At 61.6% G+C, this 14,599-nt stretch carries 15 protein-coding genes; 13 read left to right on the top strand and 2 right to left on the bottom strand.

Annotated elements, in window-relative coordinates:
- Window positions 1-59: 59 nt before the first annotated feature.
- Window positions 60-977, bottom strand: coding sequence for an SMP-30/gluconolactonase/LRE family protein (locus AB4Z43_RS17870; protein ID WP_038645315.1), 918 nt, complete (start codon window positions 975-977; stop codon window positions 60-62).
- 106 nt (window positions 978-1,083) lie between these two features.
- Here AB4Z43_RS17870 and AB4Z43_RS17865 point away from each other — a divergent pair, with 106 nt between their 5' ends.
- From AB4Z43_RS17865 to AB4Z43_RS17805, 13 genes are all read left to right on the top strand, one after another.
- Entirely contained in the window at window positions 1,084-1,806 is a 723-nt protein-coding gene (locus AB4Z43_RS17865) for a FadR/GntR family transcriptional regulator (RefSeq protein ID WP_051726751.1), read from the top strand.
- Entirely contained in the window at window positions 1,803-3,005 is a 1,203-nt protein-coding gene (locus tag AB4Z43_RS17860) for a mandelate racemase/muconate lactonizing enzyme family protein (RefSeq protein ID WP_019856901.1), read from the top strand. Before AB4Z43_RS17865 ends, AB4Z43_RS17860 begins: the two co-directional genes overlap by 4 nt.
- Before the next feature lie 25 nt (window positions 3,006-3,030).
- Window positions 3,031-4,008 carry a sugar ABC transporter substrate-binding protein gene (locus tag AB4Z43_RS17855; protein WP_069091641.1) on the top strand — a complete coding sequence of 326 codons (978 nt, stop codon included), beginning with the start codon at window positions 3,031-3,033 and terminating at the stop codon, window positions 4,006-4,008.
- 78 nt (window positions 4,009-4,086) lie between these two features.
- Window positions 4,087-5,064, top strand: coding sequence for an ABC transporter permease (locus tag AB4Z43_RS17850; protein WP_019856899.1), 978 nt, complete (start codon window positions 4,087-4,089; stop codon window positions 5,062-5,064).
- A gap of 3 nt (window positions 5,065-5,067) precedes the next feature.
- Window positions 5,068-5,799, top strand: coding sequence for an ATP-binding cassette domain-containing protein (locus AB4Z43_RS17845; RefSeq protein ID WP_010914799.1), 732 nt, complete (start codon window positions 5,068-5,070; stop codon window positions 5,797-5,799).
- Between the two features lie 15 nt (window positions 5,800-5,814).
- A complete protein-coding gene (locus tag AB4Z43_RS17840) occupies window positions 5,815-6,570 on the top strand; it encodes an SDR family oxidoreductase (protein WP_069091640.1) in 756 nt (251 codons plus the stop codon).
- Between the two features lie 16 nt (window positions 6,571-6,586).
- On the top strand, window positions 6,587-7,456 hold the full coding sequence (locus tag AB4Z43_RS17835; RefSeq protein ID WP_069091639.1) for an aldose 1-epimerase: 870 nt from the start codon (window positions 6,587-6,589) through the stop codon (window positions 7,454-7,456).
- Between the two features lie 160 nt (window positions 7,457-7,616).
- The gene (locus AB4Z43_RS17830) at window positions 7,617-8,774 is read left to right on the top strand and encodes a fumarylacetoacetate hydrolase family protein (RefSeq protein ID WP_441938632.1); all 1,158 of its coding nucleotides are present in this window, start codon (window positions 7,617-7,619) and stop codon (window positions 8,772-8,774) included.
- A gap of 18 nt (window positions 8,775-8,792) precedes the next feature.
- On the top strand, window positions 8,793-8,933 hold the full coding sequence (locus tag AB4Z43_RS17825; protein ID WP_019856894.1) for a hypothetical protein: 141 nt from the start codon (window positions 8,793-8,795) through the stop codon (window positions 8,931-8,933).
- A 228-nt stretch (window positions 8,934-9,161) separates the two neighbouring features.
- A complete protein-coding gene (locus AB4Z43_RS17820) occupies window positions 9,162-10,097 on the top strand; it encodes a substrate-binding domain-containing protein (RefSeq protein WP_019856893.1) in 936 nt (311 codons plus the stop codon).
- A 120-nt stretch (window positions 10,098-10,217) separates the two neighbouring features.
- The gene (locus tag AB4Z43_RS17815; RefSeq protein WP_020628799.1) at window positions 10,218-11,204 is read left to right on the top strand and encodes an ABC transporter permease; all 987 of its coding nucleotides are present in this window, start codon (window positions 10,218-10,220) and stop codon (window positions 11,202-11,204) included.
- A gap of 3 nt (window positions 11,205-11,207) precedes the next feature.
- Window positions 11,208-11,999, top strand: coding sequence for an ATP-binding cassette domain-containing protein (locus tag AB4Z43_RS17810; protein ID WP_202360434.1), 792 nt, complete (start codon window positions 11,208-11,210; stop codon window positions 11,997-11,999).
- Window positions 12,000-12,132: 133 nt separating this feature from the next.
- Window positions 12,133-13,155, top strand: a complete 1,023-nt coding sequence (locus AB4Z43_RS17805; RefSeq protein ID WP_038645303.1) for a LacI family DNA-binding transcriptional regulator — start codon at window positions 12,133-12,135, stop codon at window positions 13,153-13,155.
- A 448-nt stretch (window positions 13,156-13,603) separates the two neighbouring features.
- Here the strand turns inward: AB4Z43_RS17805 and AB4Z43_RS17800 are convergent, their stop codons facing one another.
- Window positions 13,604-14,194 (bottom strand): TetR/AcrR family transcriptional regulator, encoded by a 591-nt coding sequence (locus AB4Z43_RS17800; protein ID WP_027046599.1) that lies wholly within the window; start codon window positions 14,192-14,194, stop codon window positions 13,604-13,606.
- Between the last annotated feature and the right edge of the window lie 405 nt (window positions 14,195-14,599).

Here is a 14,599-nt window from a genome sequence, read left to right as displayed (position 1 = left end):
TTGCCCGGATTGGTCGAAAAGCCGTAGCCGACCTGGTAAGCCTGCCGTTCTCGGCCGCGTCAGTAGGTAATCTCACCGAACCGTTTGGCTGGTGTGCCTCGAACGCCTGCGCGCACAGCGAACAACCCGCCCTCCTGCGGGTTTGCCTGCAAATGCCTCTCGCTCATGGTAAACCGTGCCGAAGTGACGAAGAGGATATCGAAATTCTCGCCGCCGAAGGTACAGCTTGTGGGCCAGCTGCAGGGCAGGTCCACCACCTTGTCCAGAACCCCGTCAGGTGAAATGCGAACCAGGCAGCCGCCCCCCGCAACGCGACAATTCCAGACATAGCCCTCCGCATCCATGCACGACCCATCCGGCAGGCCGCGTGGAAAGTCCGAGAAGAAAGGGCGCCTGTCGGTTATTCGCGACCGCACCCTGTCCCAGTGATAGCGAAAGATCTGGTTCTTGGTCGTGTCCGCCGTGATGAAGGTATCATTCGCTGTCCAGACCATCGTGTTGGTGATGCCGAAGCGATCGGCGCTGAGCGCCTCGACGATGCCGGCCGTGTCGACGCGATAGATCCGCCCCGCATCTCGCCAAATATCGCGTGGACGATCGTCGGCATCGATGTTGTTTTCCATGGTGCCGACCCAGAATGAGCCATCCGGGGCGACAATGCCCTCATTCAACCGTGTGTCAGGACTGTCCGGTTCGATCGTCGCGATCGTCCTGAAGGCTTTTCCAAAATCCCACAGAGCCACATCCTTTCGCAGCCCGACGATCGCGCCACCGTCCTTACGCAGGCCAATCGAGGTTGCGAGGTCCGGCGTCGGCCAACTCCGATGATCGCGAGTACCCGGATCGAGCTGGTGAATGCGTCGCCCGATGATATCCACCCAGATCAGTGTCTTCCTGTTCTCGTCCCAGAGCAGGCTCTCGCCGACGATATCCTGGGCATCGAACACGAAGCCTGGCTGTTTCTCTCCGCTATCCACTACCCTTTTCCCTTCCCAACTGTCGCGTAGTCAACCGCTATTGACAGACAAGATTTCACAAAGATATACCCATTTCAAGAAAACATGTCATACAGGTTTTGGGCAAATGGTAAGCGATCGCGGCATAGGGCCTGACGAGACAAATCCCGGGCTGGTGAGTGCCGCAATTCAGGCCATCACCCAGCACATCCGCGTTGAAGGCCTTGGCCCTGGCGACCTCTTGCCCAGTGAAGCTGACATGACCCGCAGGCTCAGTGTCTCGCGGACGGTGGTGCGGGAGGCGTTTCGGTCGCTGTCGGCGATGCGCCTCATCGACATGAGCGCCGGCCGGCGCGCCAGCGTTGCCAAGCTCGACATTGGTGCCATGTCGATGGTGATCGAGCACGGCGTCACGACCGAACAGATCAGCGTCCAGCAGGTTTATGATGTGCGCCGCACCATCGAAATGCGCACGGTAGCGCTCGCCGCACTCCGGCGGACCGACGCGGAGGCGGCTGAAATACAGAAATGCGCGCGGCTGATGCGCGAGAATTACCGTGCGCCCGAGATCGTCATGGAACACGACATCGCATTCCATGAGGCGATCGCGCGGGCCTCTCACAACCCGGTGTTTTCGTTGATCATCAACGCCTTCAGCGGCGTCACGCGACGCACCTGGGTGATCGGCTGGCGTACGCGCGTAACCGAGGAAGAGCAGATCAAGATGATCGAGGGGCACGCGGATATTGCTCGGGCGATCATCGCGGGGAACCCGCAACTTGCCGCCGAACATATGGCCGCGCATTTCGACAAAAGCGTCAAGGCATTGATCGACGCGGGGATCGCATGAAAATCCGCTCGCTTGAGACCATTCGTATCGAAGAGCGGCCCAATCTGCTCTGGATCGAGGTGCATACCGACGAAGGCATTACCGGCCTTGGCGAAACTTTTTTCTTGGCCCGCACGGTCGAGGAATATGTCCATGAATATGTCGCGCCACGCGTAATCGGCCGCGATCCACTTCAGATCGATTTGCTTTCCGCGGACCTGGTTGGCTATCTCGGTTTCCGCTCAAGCGGGGTCGAAGTCCGCGGCAATTCCGCCTTCGACATCGCGCTCTGGGATATTTTCGGCAAGGCCATGAACCAGCCGATCGCGCAACTTCTGGGAGGCTTTTCGCGCCGGTCCATCCGTACCTACAACACCTGCGCCGGTACCGAATACATCAAGGACGGCAAGGGACAGACCACCGCGAATTATGGTCTGGGCACAAGGCAAGGATACGACGACCTGAACGGGTTTCTCCACCGCGCCGACGAATTGGCGGCGGAGCTGCTTGAGGACGGCATCACGGCCATGAAGATCTGGCCTTTCGACCATGCCGCCGAGAAAAGCCGGGGGCAAGACATCACCGCCGGCGACCTCAAAGCCGCGCTGCAGCCCTTCGAAAAGATCCGCAAAGCGGTTGGTGACAAGATCGACATCATGGTCGAGTTCCACTCCATGTGGCAGCTCTTGCCGGCGATCAAGATCGCCAAGGCGCTCGGGCCTTATGGCACGTACTGGCATGAGGATCCCATCCGCATGGATAGCCTCGCCGATCTCAAGCGCTACGAGGCCGCGAGCCCGGCACCGATCTCGGCGTCGGAAACCCTGGGCAGTCGCTGGGCATTCCGCGACCTTCTGGAGACCGGCGCCGCAGGCATCGTCATGCTGGACATTTCCTGGTGCGGCGGGCTTTCCGAAGCACGCAAGATCGCCGCAATGGCGGAGGCCTGGCATTTGCCGGTCGCGCCGCATGACTGCACCGGGCCAGTGGTCCTGGCGGCATCCACGCATTTATCCCTCAACGCGCCCAACGCGCTCGTACAGGAGAGTGTGCGGGCATTTTACAGGACCTGGTACCGCGACCTCGTGACCGCGCTACCGGAAGTCAAGGACGGCATGATCACCGTGCCGCCTGGCCCAGGCCTCGGGCTGGAACTCAATCCCGACCTCGGTCGGGCCTACACCGTCCATCGCCGCGTCTCCGACAAGACGGACATCTGAAGAACACTCAACGGGAGGAATAGAAATGAAACGACTGACTGCAACGCTTTTGCTCGCCACGACGCTGCTTGCCGGGCCTTCCGTCGCCAGTGCCGACGGGCTCAACATCGTCTTTACACACCATTCGTCGGCCTCGAACACCTTCTGGCAGGCGGTGAAAAAGGGCTTTGACGATGCCTGCGGCAAGGTCGAGGCCAAGTGCAACATGATTTTCACCCAGACCGAAGGCTCGGTCGAGCAACAACTCGCCAACATGCGCGCCGCACTTGCCGCCAAGCCGGATGCCCTGCTGACCTCGATTGTCGACAACAAGGCGTTCGACGACGTCATCAAGGAGGCGCGAGATGCCGGTGTGTTGGTGATTGCCGTCAATGTCGATGACACCGAAGGCGCCAAGGGCAATGCGCGGCAGGCCTTCATAGGGCAAGGTTTCAAGCCGGCGGGCTATTCGCTCGGCAAGGCGATTTCCGAGAGCTTCCCGAAAGAGGGGCCAATCAAGGTTCTGGTCGGCATTTCCGCACCCGGCCAGAACTGGTCCGAAAGCCGTGGCGCAGGCGTGATGCAGTTCCTGGAAGAGTACAAGGCGGCCCATCCCGACCGCCAGGTCTCATGGGAGCGGATCGACAGCGGAACGGACCTCGCGATTACATCCGATCGTGTCGGCGCCTATCTCAATGCGCATCCCGACACCACAGCCTATTTCGACACCGGCTTCTGGTGCGCGGGCGTTGCGCGATCGCTGCAGGACCGCGGCGTCGCGCCGGGCAAGGTACTCCTTGGCGGTTTCGATCTGGTGCCGGAAGTTCTGCAGCAGATGCAGAAGGGCTACGTACAGGCTTTGGTGGACCAACAGCCCTACATGCAGGGCTTCATGCCCGTCATGGAAGCCTACCTGAACAAGAAGGTAGGTCTGGCCCCCTCCGACATCGATACGGGTCAAGGCATCGTGCGCCCGGATCAGGCCGACGCGATCATGACGCTTTCCTCGCAAGGTCTGCGTTAAGCCCACGCGCGCCATGTGTTCGCCCGGCAGTGCTCGCACCGCCGGGTGGTCCCATGCCTCGAATTCCTGGAGCCTGCCTTGAAACGCCTCTTCAAGACCTATCTGGAAAAGCCGGAACTGGCGGGACTGATCCTGCTGGTGCTTCTGGTGGTGATTTTCGAGATCCGCTCGAATGGCGTGTTCCTCAACCAGGATAACCTTCGCGGCATACTCGGCATTCTGCCGGAAACGGGCCTCGTCGCCATCGGCGTCACGATCTTGATGATCAGCGGCGAATTCGACCTGTCGGTCGGATCGGTGTTCGCCCTGATGCCGATGTGCATGGCGGTCCTCATGGTCGAAGGGGTGCCTTTCCCACTTGCCTTGCTGGCCGGGCTTATCGTTTGCGCGGTGATCGGATTTATCAACGGCTATGTGACGATCTGGTTCGAGATCCCGAGCTTCATCACCACGCTCGGCATGCTTTTCATCGCCCGGTCGCTGACGATCGTCGTCTCGGGCGGGTTTCCACCCTTGCTTCCCGCCGATCTTCCGAACTGGCTGTTCACGTCGTTCGTCGGCCCCGGCAACATGTTCCGCATGTCGTTCCTGTGGTTTGCGGGAATTGCCCTTTTAACGTCACTGATGCTTTCCAGAACCAATTTCGGCAATTGGATAAAGGCCACCGGCGGCTTCCACCCGGCTGCCGCCTCGATGGGCATCCCGACAGCGAGAGTAAAACTCGCATGCTTCGTGCTTTGCTCGATGCTGTCGGGTTTCGCCGGCATGTTGCAAGTGCTGAGGCTGGGCTCTCCTTTGCCTTCCATTGGCGAAGGCCTGGAACTCCAGGCGGTGGCCTCGGCGGTCATCGGCGGCGCTTCGCTCGCAGGCGGCATCGGTACGGTCGCTGGCGGCATCATCGGCACGATCCTCATCCGCATCATCGACAACGGGCTGGTGCTCTCCAATGTGGACGCGAACTGGTTCAAATTCGCGATCGGCTTCCTGACCATTTTCGCCGTCGTCGCCAATGCCTGGATGCGCAAGCGCGCCAAGGCGATCAAGATGGAGGGCTGAGCCATGGAAGACGCAATCATCTCCGTCCGCAATCTTCACAAATGGTATTCCGGCGTCCATGCGTTGAAGGGCGTGAGCCTCGACCTGAAGCGAGGCGAGGCACTTGGGTTGGTCGGCGACAACGGTGCCGGCAAATCGACGCTCATCAACATTCTGTCGGGCGTCCATACCGCCGACGAGGGCGAGATCCTGGTCGAAGGCAGACCGGTGCGGATCGCCAGGCCGCGCGACGCGATGAACCTCGGCATCGAGACCATCTACCAGTACAATTCGATGGTTCCCACCATGTCGATCGCCAGGAACCTGTTTATCGGCCGCGAACCGACGCTGTTTTCCGTATTCGGCGTCGGCATACTGGATCAAAAGAAGATGGGCAGCGAAAGCATCAAGGCGATCGCCAATGTCGACCTGCATCTGCGCTCGCCCGACGCACTGGTCGGTGAACTGTCAGGCGGCCAGCGGCAGGGCGTCGCCATCGCGAGGGCCATGCATTTCAAGTCGAAGGTGATGATCCTCGACGAGCCGACCAATCACCTTTCGGTCAAGGAGACCAGCAAGGTCATCGGCTTTGTACGTGGATTGAAGGCACAAGGGGTGACCGGCGTTTTCATCAGCCACAACATGCATCACGTTTTTGATTGCTGTGATCGCGTGGTGGCGATGGCGCGCGGCGAGGTCGTTCTCGACAAACGCATCGAGGAAACCTCCATCGATGAAGTTCACAACGTGCTTTGAGGGGCGGGAACGGTGATGACGAACCTTTCCGGTAAAGTTGTGCTCCTGACCGGCGGTCTGGGTTCGCTCGGCCGCGCCCAGGCTGCCGCGCTTGCCCGCGCTGGCGCGCGCGTGCTTCTGCTTGACCGGCCGGAGAATGCAGAAGGGCCCGGAATCGCAGCGGAATTGTCGGCGGCGAACAAGGGTACGATCGTCTATGTCGGTTGCGACTTGAACCAGTTGGCCGAAGCCGAGACAGCGGTCAAGGCGCTCGCCGACGAAGAAGGCACGATCGACATTCTGATCAACAACGCGGCGCTCATCATCAACCGTCCGTTCGAGGAATTCTCACTTGGCGAGTACGAGGACCAGATCCGTGTGAATTCGTCAGCCGCCTTCGCGCTGGCGCGCGCCTGCGCGCCTGGCATGAAGAAGAAAGGCCAGGGCAGGATCGTCAACTTCTGCTCGGTGACGCTGAACGGTCGCTGGGACGGCTACGTTCCCTACGTGGCTTCGAAGGGAGCCATGCTGGGACTCACCAAGTCGCTGGCGCGGGAATTGGGACCACACGGCATCACCGTGAACGCGGTGTCGCCAGGCGCCGTCGTTTCCGAGGCAGAGGAGCGCGTCTTCGGAGAACGGCTCGAGGAATACAATGACTGGATCCTTGCCAACCAATGCCTGAAGCGACGCATCGAGCCGCAGCATATCGCCGATCTCGTGCTGTTCCTCGTCTCCCCGGCATCGGACATGATCAGCGGTCAGAACATCAACATCGATGGCGGATGGTAGCCATGGCTGCTTTTCAATGAGCAATGGCGATGAGATCGAACTTGCCGATGGGCGTGCGAGCGTCGTGGTGCGCCCCCGCGAGGGCGCTGCCATCCTGCGCTACGACGCGCTCCGCACCGGCCGAGCACCGACGCCTGTGCTTGAGCCATCGAGGGGTCTGCTGAAGTTCGGGTCCCAACTGCTGATCCCTTGGTCAAACCGCATTTCCGGCGGCGGCTTCGAGTTTGACGGGCGCTTCCATGCGATAGAGCCCAATGTCAACGGCGAGCCGTTCCCACTCCACGGCGACGCATTTCAAAGGCCGTGGCGGTTGACGAGGCGAACCGGCACTGAAATGGAGCTGGCTCTGGAGGATGGGGCGATCGGACCCTACCGCTACCATGCGAGCGTCCGCTATGCATTGGAGGATGGCGCGTTGTCCGCCGTGCTGGCTGTCGAGAACCGAGCCGCCATACGCCTGCCCTACGGGCTAGGCTTCCACCCCTGGTTTCCGCGCCGCCCGCGCACTCTGCTCCAAGCATCGGCGCGCAGTGTCTGGTTGGAGGACGACCGACACCTGCCGACGGGGGTGGTGCCGCTGGCCTCCCGGCCGGACTGGGATTTTTCGCAAGCCGCGCCGCTTCCCGACGCCTGGGTCAACAATGCCTTCGAAGGCTGGAACGGGCACGCCTCGATCATCCAGCCGGATGACGCTATCGCCGTCACGATCGAGGCGTCGCCCTCGCTGAATGTCTTCGTCCTCTATTCGCCGGCACGAGACGCTGATTTCTTCTGCTTCGAACCCGTTTCACATGTGGTGGATGCTCATCACGGCAGCGGCCTGACCACGCTGGAAAAAGGCGGATCGACAAGCGCGCATTTGCGGTTACGTTGGGATGAGCTGTAGCGCCACATCGGAAGTCGCGACGCAGTGCAGTGACATCGTGACAAAGGCCATTTTCGTTGATCGCCTGTCGCTTGGTACATGCTGCTTCAGGGCGTGTCGGCTTGAAGAGGCCATGCGCACCTCATAACATCGAACCATCCTGCGTAACGACGAGAGTGCAATGACAAACATGACGTTTCTGCCTGACGATGGCGTCTTTCTCGGCCGCGCTCGATCGGCTGATGTGCCTCACCCACTCGTGGTCACGGTGCGTGACGCCACCGTCTTCGATATCACCTCGATCGCAGCGCCGACCGTGCGGGACATCTGCGAAATGGCCGATCCGGCAGGTCATGTGCGCTCGGCCAAGGGCAAGCCGATCGGCTCGCTCGACGACATCGCGGCCAACAGTTTTGCGGCCAATCGCGATCCGGCAAAACCCTATCTCCTCTCCCCGGTCGACCTGCAGGCGGTCAAGGCGTCGGGCGTCACCTTCGTCGTCAGCCTGCTCGAGCGGGTGATCGAGGAACAGGCGCGCGGCTCGGCGGAAAAGGCCGACGCCATCCGCGCTGACATTGCCGGGCTGATCGGCCATGATTTGTCGAAGCTCAAGCCGGGTTCGCCGGAAGCCATGGAGATCAAGGCCAAGCTGATCGCGCGCGGCGCCTGGTCGCAATATCTGGAAGTCGGTATCGGTCCCGACGCCGAGATCTTCACCAAGTGCCAGCCGATGGCCTCGGTCGGCTTCGGCGCCGATGTCGGCCTGCACCCGGTGTCGACCTGGAACAATCCGGAGCCGGAGATCGCCATGATCGCCGCCTCGAGCGGCAGGATCGTCGGCGCCACCATCGGCAACGACGTCAATCTGCGCGACGTCGAAGGGCGCTCCGCGCTGCTGCTCGGCAAGGCCAAGGACAACAACGCTTCGGCGTCGCTTGGACCTTTCATCCGACTGTTCGACGACACCTTCTCGATCGACGACGTGAAGCGCGCCGTGGTGCGCCTCAAGGTCGGGGGCGAGGATGGCTTCTCGCTGGAGGGCGCAAGCTCGATGGCCGAGATCAGCCGTTCGCCCGAAGAACTGGTAGCCGCCGCTATGGGGCCGCACCACCAGTATCCGGACGGGCTGGCGCTCTATCTCGGCACCATGTTCGTGCCGTCGAAAGACCGCGGCGAAAAGGGCAAGGGGTTTACCCACAAGGTCGGCGACATCGTCACCATCTCGTCGGAAAAGTTCGGCGCGCTGGTCAACCGGGTGCGGCTGTCGCCCGATTGCCCGCACTGGACCTACGGCGCCAGCCATCTCATGCGCGACCTGGCAAAGGCCGATCTGATCTAAGAACCTGCCCACAACGCCATGACCTTGCTTGGCGTGGATGCCATCTGGGCCGCCTTCACCACCGGTGCTCTGGTCGTGCTTGGCTTGGCGATCGACCGGCTGATCCGGCCTTGGCGCCACTGGCACGCCGGACACAGCGGGGACAATCCGCTCGGCTGAGCCTCGCCGCCAATCATCATCCGGCCGCCCGGAAAAATCACCCCGACTGATGCAATCTGATGGGACCGTTGATGGCGCCGCGTCAGGCGCCAACTACATCTGCAGATGGAGGCTTGCCATCCGTCGAAAAAGGGAATGCTCTGAGGCATCCGAGCGGCGCTGGCAAAAGACGCAATCCGGCCGACGCCGGAACAAGAGACGGATCATCTTCAACCGGGAGGAAATCAAATGCTGACAAGACTGAGACTTGTGCTCTACGGCCTGCTGGTCGCGCTGACGGTCATTCCGGCAGCGGCGCAGGCCAAGACCTTCTACTGGATTTCGCACGGCGGCCCGGCCGACCCGGTCTGGACCTACTTCCTGGCCGGGGCCAAGCAATGGGCCAAGGACACCGGCAACACCGTCAACACCTCGTTTCACAATGGCGACGTCGCCTCCCAGCAGGAAGCGGTTCGCGCCGCCCTCTCGGCCAAGGCCGACGGCATCGTCACCACCAGCCCCGATCCGGGCAGCCTCGTCGAGATCGTCAAGGAAGCCCGCGCGGCCAACATCCCTATCATCAACTTCAACACGCCTGATCCAAAAGCCAATTTCAATGCCTATGTCGGCGGCGACAACGTCACCTTCGGCAAGCATTGGGCGCAATATCTGGTCGACAAGGGCCTGGTGAAGAAGGGCGACTTCGTCTGGATGCCCGTCGAGATCCCCGGCGCCACCTATGGCGTCCAGGAAGAGGAAGGCATCAAGAGCGTGTTTGGACCGCTCGGCATCACCTACGAAGTGACCGAAGCAACGCTCGACCAGGCCGAAGTGATCAACCGCATGGTCGACTACCTCACCGCCCACAAGGGCAAGGTCAACGCCATCATCGGTCTCGGCGACCTCGTCACCGGCTCGATCAAGCGGGTGTTCGACCAGGTCGGCGTCAAGCCGGGCGAAATCCCCGTTGTCGGCTGGGGCAACTCGCTCGACACCACGCAGGAAGTGCTGAACGGCTACGTCAATGCCGGCCAGTGGCAGGACCCGCAGGCGACCAGCTATGTCGCGCTGTCGCTCGCCAACATGGCGGCGTCAGGCATTCCTCCGGGCTTCAACGTCATCACCGGCGCGCTCTATGAGAAGGACACCGCCGGCATCTACGACAAGATACTGTCCGGCAAATAAACCGCGATCCCTGGCGCCGTGTCCGTCTGTCTCGCGGCGCCAGATATCTTCTTGCGTCGCGACAATCCATCCGAGGCGGTGGAGATCGCGGCCCGTTCCAAACCATGTCGCGGGTTCCCAGTGGAAAATCATTCGCTTGTCCAACGCCTGATTGCGCGGCCTGAATTCGGTCCCTTCGTGCTGCTCATCGTCGAGATCGGCGTTTTCTGGGGCTTCAATCACGACTTCCTGTCGCCGCAGAACATCTCCAACACCCTGGCCTTCACCGTCGAGCTCGGCCTGATCGCGCTGGCGATGACCTTGCTGATGACGTCAGGCGAATTCGACCTGTCCGTCGGATCCCTGTTCGGCTTCTCGCCCGTGCTGATGTGGACGCTGTTCAACAGCGGCGTCACCTCGCTGGAAATGGGCTTCGTTGCCGCGCTGGTGGTTGCCGCCCTGATCGGCCTGGTCAATGGCTGGTTCGTCACGCAACTCAAGATCCCGTCCTTCCTGGTCACGCTCGGCATGCTGCTCGTGGTGCGCGGCAGTGCGCTTTTCATCACCGACGGTTTTCCGCAGCGCACCTGGAGCGCCGAGGGCAGCTGGCTGGCAGAGGCGCTGGTCGGCGACTTCTTCATCGGGCCGTTCCGCATCTACATGTCGCTGTTCTGGTTCATCGCCGCGGCGATCGCGCTCGGCTATGTGCTGACGCAAAGCCGGACCGGAAACTGGATCCAGGCGGCGGGCGGCAATCCCAACGCCGCGCGCGCCCGCGGCGTCAATGTCAACCGCGTCAAGATCGGCCTGTTCGTGCTGTCGTCGCTCATGGCCTCGCTGGCCGGCGTCATCTCCTCGCTGCGAACTTCCGCCGCCAATCCCAATAGCGGCACCGGCTACGAACTCGAAGTCATCGCCATGGTGGTGATCGGCGGCACGGCGCTGACCGGCGGACGCGGGACCATCATCGGCACCGTGCTCGGCATCCTGATCCTGCGCGTGATGCGCAACGGCATCGTGCTGATCGGCGTGCCCGGTCTTGCCTACAATATCTTCATCGGCGCGATCATCCTTGGCATGATGGCGCTCCACTCATGGCTGGAACGCCGGCACCAGGCAGGGACTTGAACCATGGCCGAGCCATTGATCCGCATGCAGAACATCCGCAAGTCCTACGGCCGCGTGCAGGCGCTCGAGGACGCCAATTTCCATGTCAACGAGCGCGAGATCGTCGGCCTGCTCGGCGACAATGGCGCCGGCAAGTCGACGCTGATCAAGGTCTTGTCGGGCGCGGTGCCGCTGACCAGCGGCGACATCTTCATCCGCGGCAAGAAGGTCACCTTGCGCAGCACCAGCGACGCCATCGCGCAGGGCATCGAAACGATCTACCAGGATTCCGCGCTGGTCACGCAACTGTCGATCGCCCGCAATTTGTTTCTCGGGCGCGAGCCGATCAAGCCGCCGCGTTTCCTCAACCGCATGGACCAGGAGGCGATGAACACCGTCGCCCGCGACCTGCTCAAACAGGTCGGCATTTCGAAGAACATTCCGCCGACGACGCCGATCGGCTCGCTCTCCGGCGGCGAACGCCAGGCGGTGGCGATCGCGCGCGCCATGCATTTCGACAGCGACCTCATCATCCTCGACGAGCCGACCAACAATCTCGGCGTCGCCGAGACACAAGGCGTGCTGAGCTTCGTGCGCAACGCTCGCGATTCCGGCCATTCCTGCATCTTCATCGCGCACAACATCCATCATGTCTTCCAGGTGGTCGACCGCATCGTCGTCATGCGCCGGGGCAAGGTGGTCGCCGACGACATCGACCCGAAGAAGACAACCGTGACGGAAGTCGAACGGATCATCACCGGCATGTCGGACAAGGAAATTCGCGAAGCCATCGCCGACGGCAAGCCGCCGCACTGAGGGCGGAAGCCGCGTTGTCGAAACAGCCAAACGCGCATCGCGGTGATGGATGTCGATCACCCGTCCCTCGGATCGCATCGGCTGCGAAATTGCTTGTCTGGCGCACGATCGCATCGGCGCATAGGGTTGCGGCATGAAGGCCACCGTCTCCGACATCGCCAGGAATTGCGGACTCTCGACCGCGACGGTCGACAGGGTGCTCAACAACAGGCCGGGCGCCAGCGCCGCCAACCGGCAGCGCGTCATGGAAGCCGCCAAGCAGCTCGGCTATCTGCCGGTCGCCGACCAGGTTACGCTTCCCTCCAAGCCCGCAAACCTTGAATTCTTCCTGCCGATCGGCGGCAACGCATTCATGCAGGATCTGGCAAGGCACATCGAGGACTATGCATCGCGCCTGCCGCTGGTCGCTTCGTGCCGGATCCACAACCTCGCCGGCATCTCGCCGAACGCACTGCAGAGCGCCGTAGAAAATCTGTCGCTGAGGGCCAATGGCGTCGGTGTCATCGCCATCGACCATCCGCGAACCCGCAACATCCTACGCGACATTGTCGAAGCCGGCATCCGCCTGGTGACGCTGGTGTCCGATATTCCTGCCGCTCCCCGCTCGGCCTATATCGGCATCGACAACCGGGTAGCGGGCCGAACGGCGGCACTTCTGATGGGCCGCTTCCTCGGCGGCCGCGAGGGCCATCTGGCGATGGTCGTCGGTTCGCGCTCCTATCGCGGCCATGAGGAGCGTGAAATGGGCTTTCGCTCAGTGCTCGGCGAAGAGTTTCCCAACCTCACCGTGACCAGTGCCGTCGAGATCAACGACGAACCGGATGCCAGCTACGCCGAAACCATGAAGGCGCTGCACAACGAACCGGAGCTGCTCGGCATCTATTGCGTCGGGGCCGGACGCTCCGGCGTTGCGAAAGCCATCCGGGAAGCCAGGCCCAACCGCAAGCCGGTGTTCATCTGCCACGACCTGACGCGGGAAACCCGTGGCTATCTCGTCGACGACCTCGTCGACGTCGTCATCGACCAGAACGCCAGGCTGATTGCCGAACAGTCGGTTATCCGCCTGCTCGGCTCCATCGCCTCATCGGCGCCTTATCTCACCCGGAAATTCATCGAGCCGCGCCTGATCTTCAGGGAAAACGTGCCGGTGCAATAAGGCCGGGCGCCTAGAGCAGTTCACCGTTTCACAGAAACGGCAACCTACTCCAGCTCTTTGTTTTGACGCAATTCCCAAGGGAAAGCGCTATGCGCCCCGTGAAAACCGTTTCACTTTTCCTGGAATTGCTCAGGGTAAAGCCGGTTCCTGGATTTGTCTGATAATTGACACGGCAAATCTGCACAGCTGCTATGCACAATTCATTGTTGCCGAATCATTGGGCAACTCGTAAGTTCTGGTTGTCGGTCATCTACTCCTCCCAGATGCGATGCCGACGATGAATGGGGTGCACCTCCTCCCGCGCCACATTCGAAATCGAGCCCGCTGCCACCTCCTCCCGGCAGCGGGCTTTTTTCATTCAGCATCGGAAATTCCTTTGCCCACGCCAAAGGGCGCCAAGCATCGCCTCGATCATACGCCGGCAAATCGCCAACAGTCGCGGCGGATTTCAACCGGCGGCGGTGCCCCGGAAGGAAACGATCAACCCTTCGGCCATGCGCACGAACTGCGTGCTCGGACCTTCGGCGCCCACGGTCTGCACGCTGACACGCGCGCCTTCGAACAGCAGCGACAGCGTATCGGCAAGCAGTTCGGCCTGACCGATGCCCGCACCCCGGCATAGCGTCACAAGGCGTTCGCGCTGGGCTTCCTTGAGTTCCTTGATCACCAGCCTCGCCGGATGGTCTGGCTCGGTCAGCTCAGCGGCGGCATTGGCCATGTCGCAGCCGCGGCCGTCGGTATTGAGCATGGCAGCCGCCTTGCCAACCCAGGCATGCAGCTGCGCGAGCTTGTCGCCGGGAAACTCGGCCTCGAAAGCGTCCCACATGGCGCCGGCCTTGGCCGCATTGGCGCGCAGGCACTCGACGATCAGTTCGTCCTTGGATTCGAAGTGACGATAGAGCGTCATCTTGTTCGTGCCGGCAGCTTCGGTGATGGCGTCGACGCCGACGCCCTTGATGCCGTGCTTGTGGAACATGTCGCGTGCCGTCTCCAGAATCCGATCCCGGGGACGAGAGCGCTCCACGACGCCGTCTGTCATCATGATCTCCTTTCGTTTCCAAAAAACCCTCGGCCACCTCTTGACTAGGGTGTTACCGGTCTGTAACTTCCAGAATGTTACTTACTGGTAACACCTATGTCGCCCGCCGTCAATAACAAGGCCGTGAACTGGTCCTGCCAGATGAGACGGACGAGAAACTGCCAATCATGCGGCTCCGGCCGGTGAGGAAATGAAAAACGGTTCGCGAGTATGGGCTGCGAATCGACAGACAAGGAGCCGGCCAATGCCACAGCGCCGCGATCTTACCATAGATGAGGCCGTCCGGGATCCGATGATCCGGCTGGTCATGAAGGCAGATGGGGTCGACCCCCGCGCCCTCGAGAAGATGCTTCGCTCGCTTGCCGATGGGCAGCGTCGCGAGGTGCCGTTGCTGCGTTCACGGGA

It is taken from the genome of Mesorhizobium sp. 2RAF45 (assembly GCF_052115225.1).
In the GTDB taxonomy this organism is placed as follows: Bacteria; Pseudomonadota; Alphaproteobacteria; order Rhizobiales; family Rhizobiaceae; genus Mesorhizobium; species Mesorhizobium jarvisii.
The sequence above is the reverse complement of the archived record's forward strand: the minus strand, read 5'-3'. Positions and strand labels throughout refer to the sequence as shown.

What these genes read in the sequence shown, in the direction of transcription:
- AB4Z43_RS17865 (WP_051726751.1), top strand. Translation starts at nt 1,084, where the DNA reads ATGGTAAGCGATCGCGGCATAGGGCCTGACGAGACAAATCCCGGGCTG.
- AB4Z43_RS17860 (WP_019856901.1), top strand. Translation starts at nt 1,803, where the DNA reads ATGAAAATCCGCTCGCTTGAGACCATTCGTATCGAAGAGCGGCCCAAT.
- AB4Z43_RS17855 (WP_069091641.1), top strand. Translation starts at nt 3,031, where the DNA reads ATGAAACGACTGACTGCAACGCTTTTGCTCGCCACGACGCTGCTTGCC.
- AB4Z43_RS17845 (WP_010914799.1), top strand. Translation starts at nt 5,068, where the DNA reads ATGGAAGACGCAATCATCTCCGTCCGCAATCTTCACAAATGGTATTCC.
- AB4Z43_RS17840 (WP_069091640.1), top strand. Translation starts at nt 5,815, where the DNA reads ATGACGAACCTTTCCGGTAAAGTTGTGCTCCTGACCGGCGGTCTGGGT.
- AB4Z43_RS17835 (WP_069091639.1), top strand. Translation starts at nt 6,587, where the DNA reads ATGAGCAATGGCGATGAGATCGAACTTGCCGATGGGCGTGCGAGCGTC.
- AB4Z43_RS17830 (WP_441938632.1), top strand. Translation starts at nt 7,617, where the DNA reads ATGACAAACATGACGTTTCTGCCTGACGATGGCGTCTTTCTCGGCCGC.
- AB4Z43_RS17825 (WP_019856894.1), top strand. Translation starts at nt 8,793, where the DNA reads ATGACCTTGCTTGGCGTGGATGCCATCTGGGCCGCCTTCACCACCGGT.
- AB4Z43_RS17820 (WP_019856893.1), top strand. Translation starts at nt 9,162, where the DNA reads ATGCTGACAAGACTGAGACTTGTGCTCTACGGCCTGCTGGTCGCGCTG.
- AB4Z43_RS17810 (WP_202360434.1), top strand. Translation starts at nt 11,208, where the DNA reads ATGGCCGAGCCATTGATCCGCATGCAGAACATCCGCAAGTCCTACGGC.
- AB4Z43_RS17805 (WP_038645303.1), top strand. Translation starts at nt 12,133, where the DNA reads ATGAAGGCCACCGTCTCCGACATCGCCAGGAATTGCGGACTCTCGACC.
- AB4Z43_RS17800 (WP_027046599.1), bottom strand. Translation starts at nt 14,194, where the DNA reads ATGACAGACGGCGTCGTGGAGCGCTCTCGTCCCCGGGATCGGATTCTG.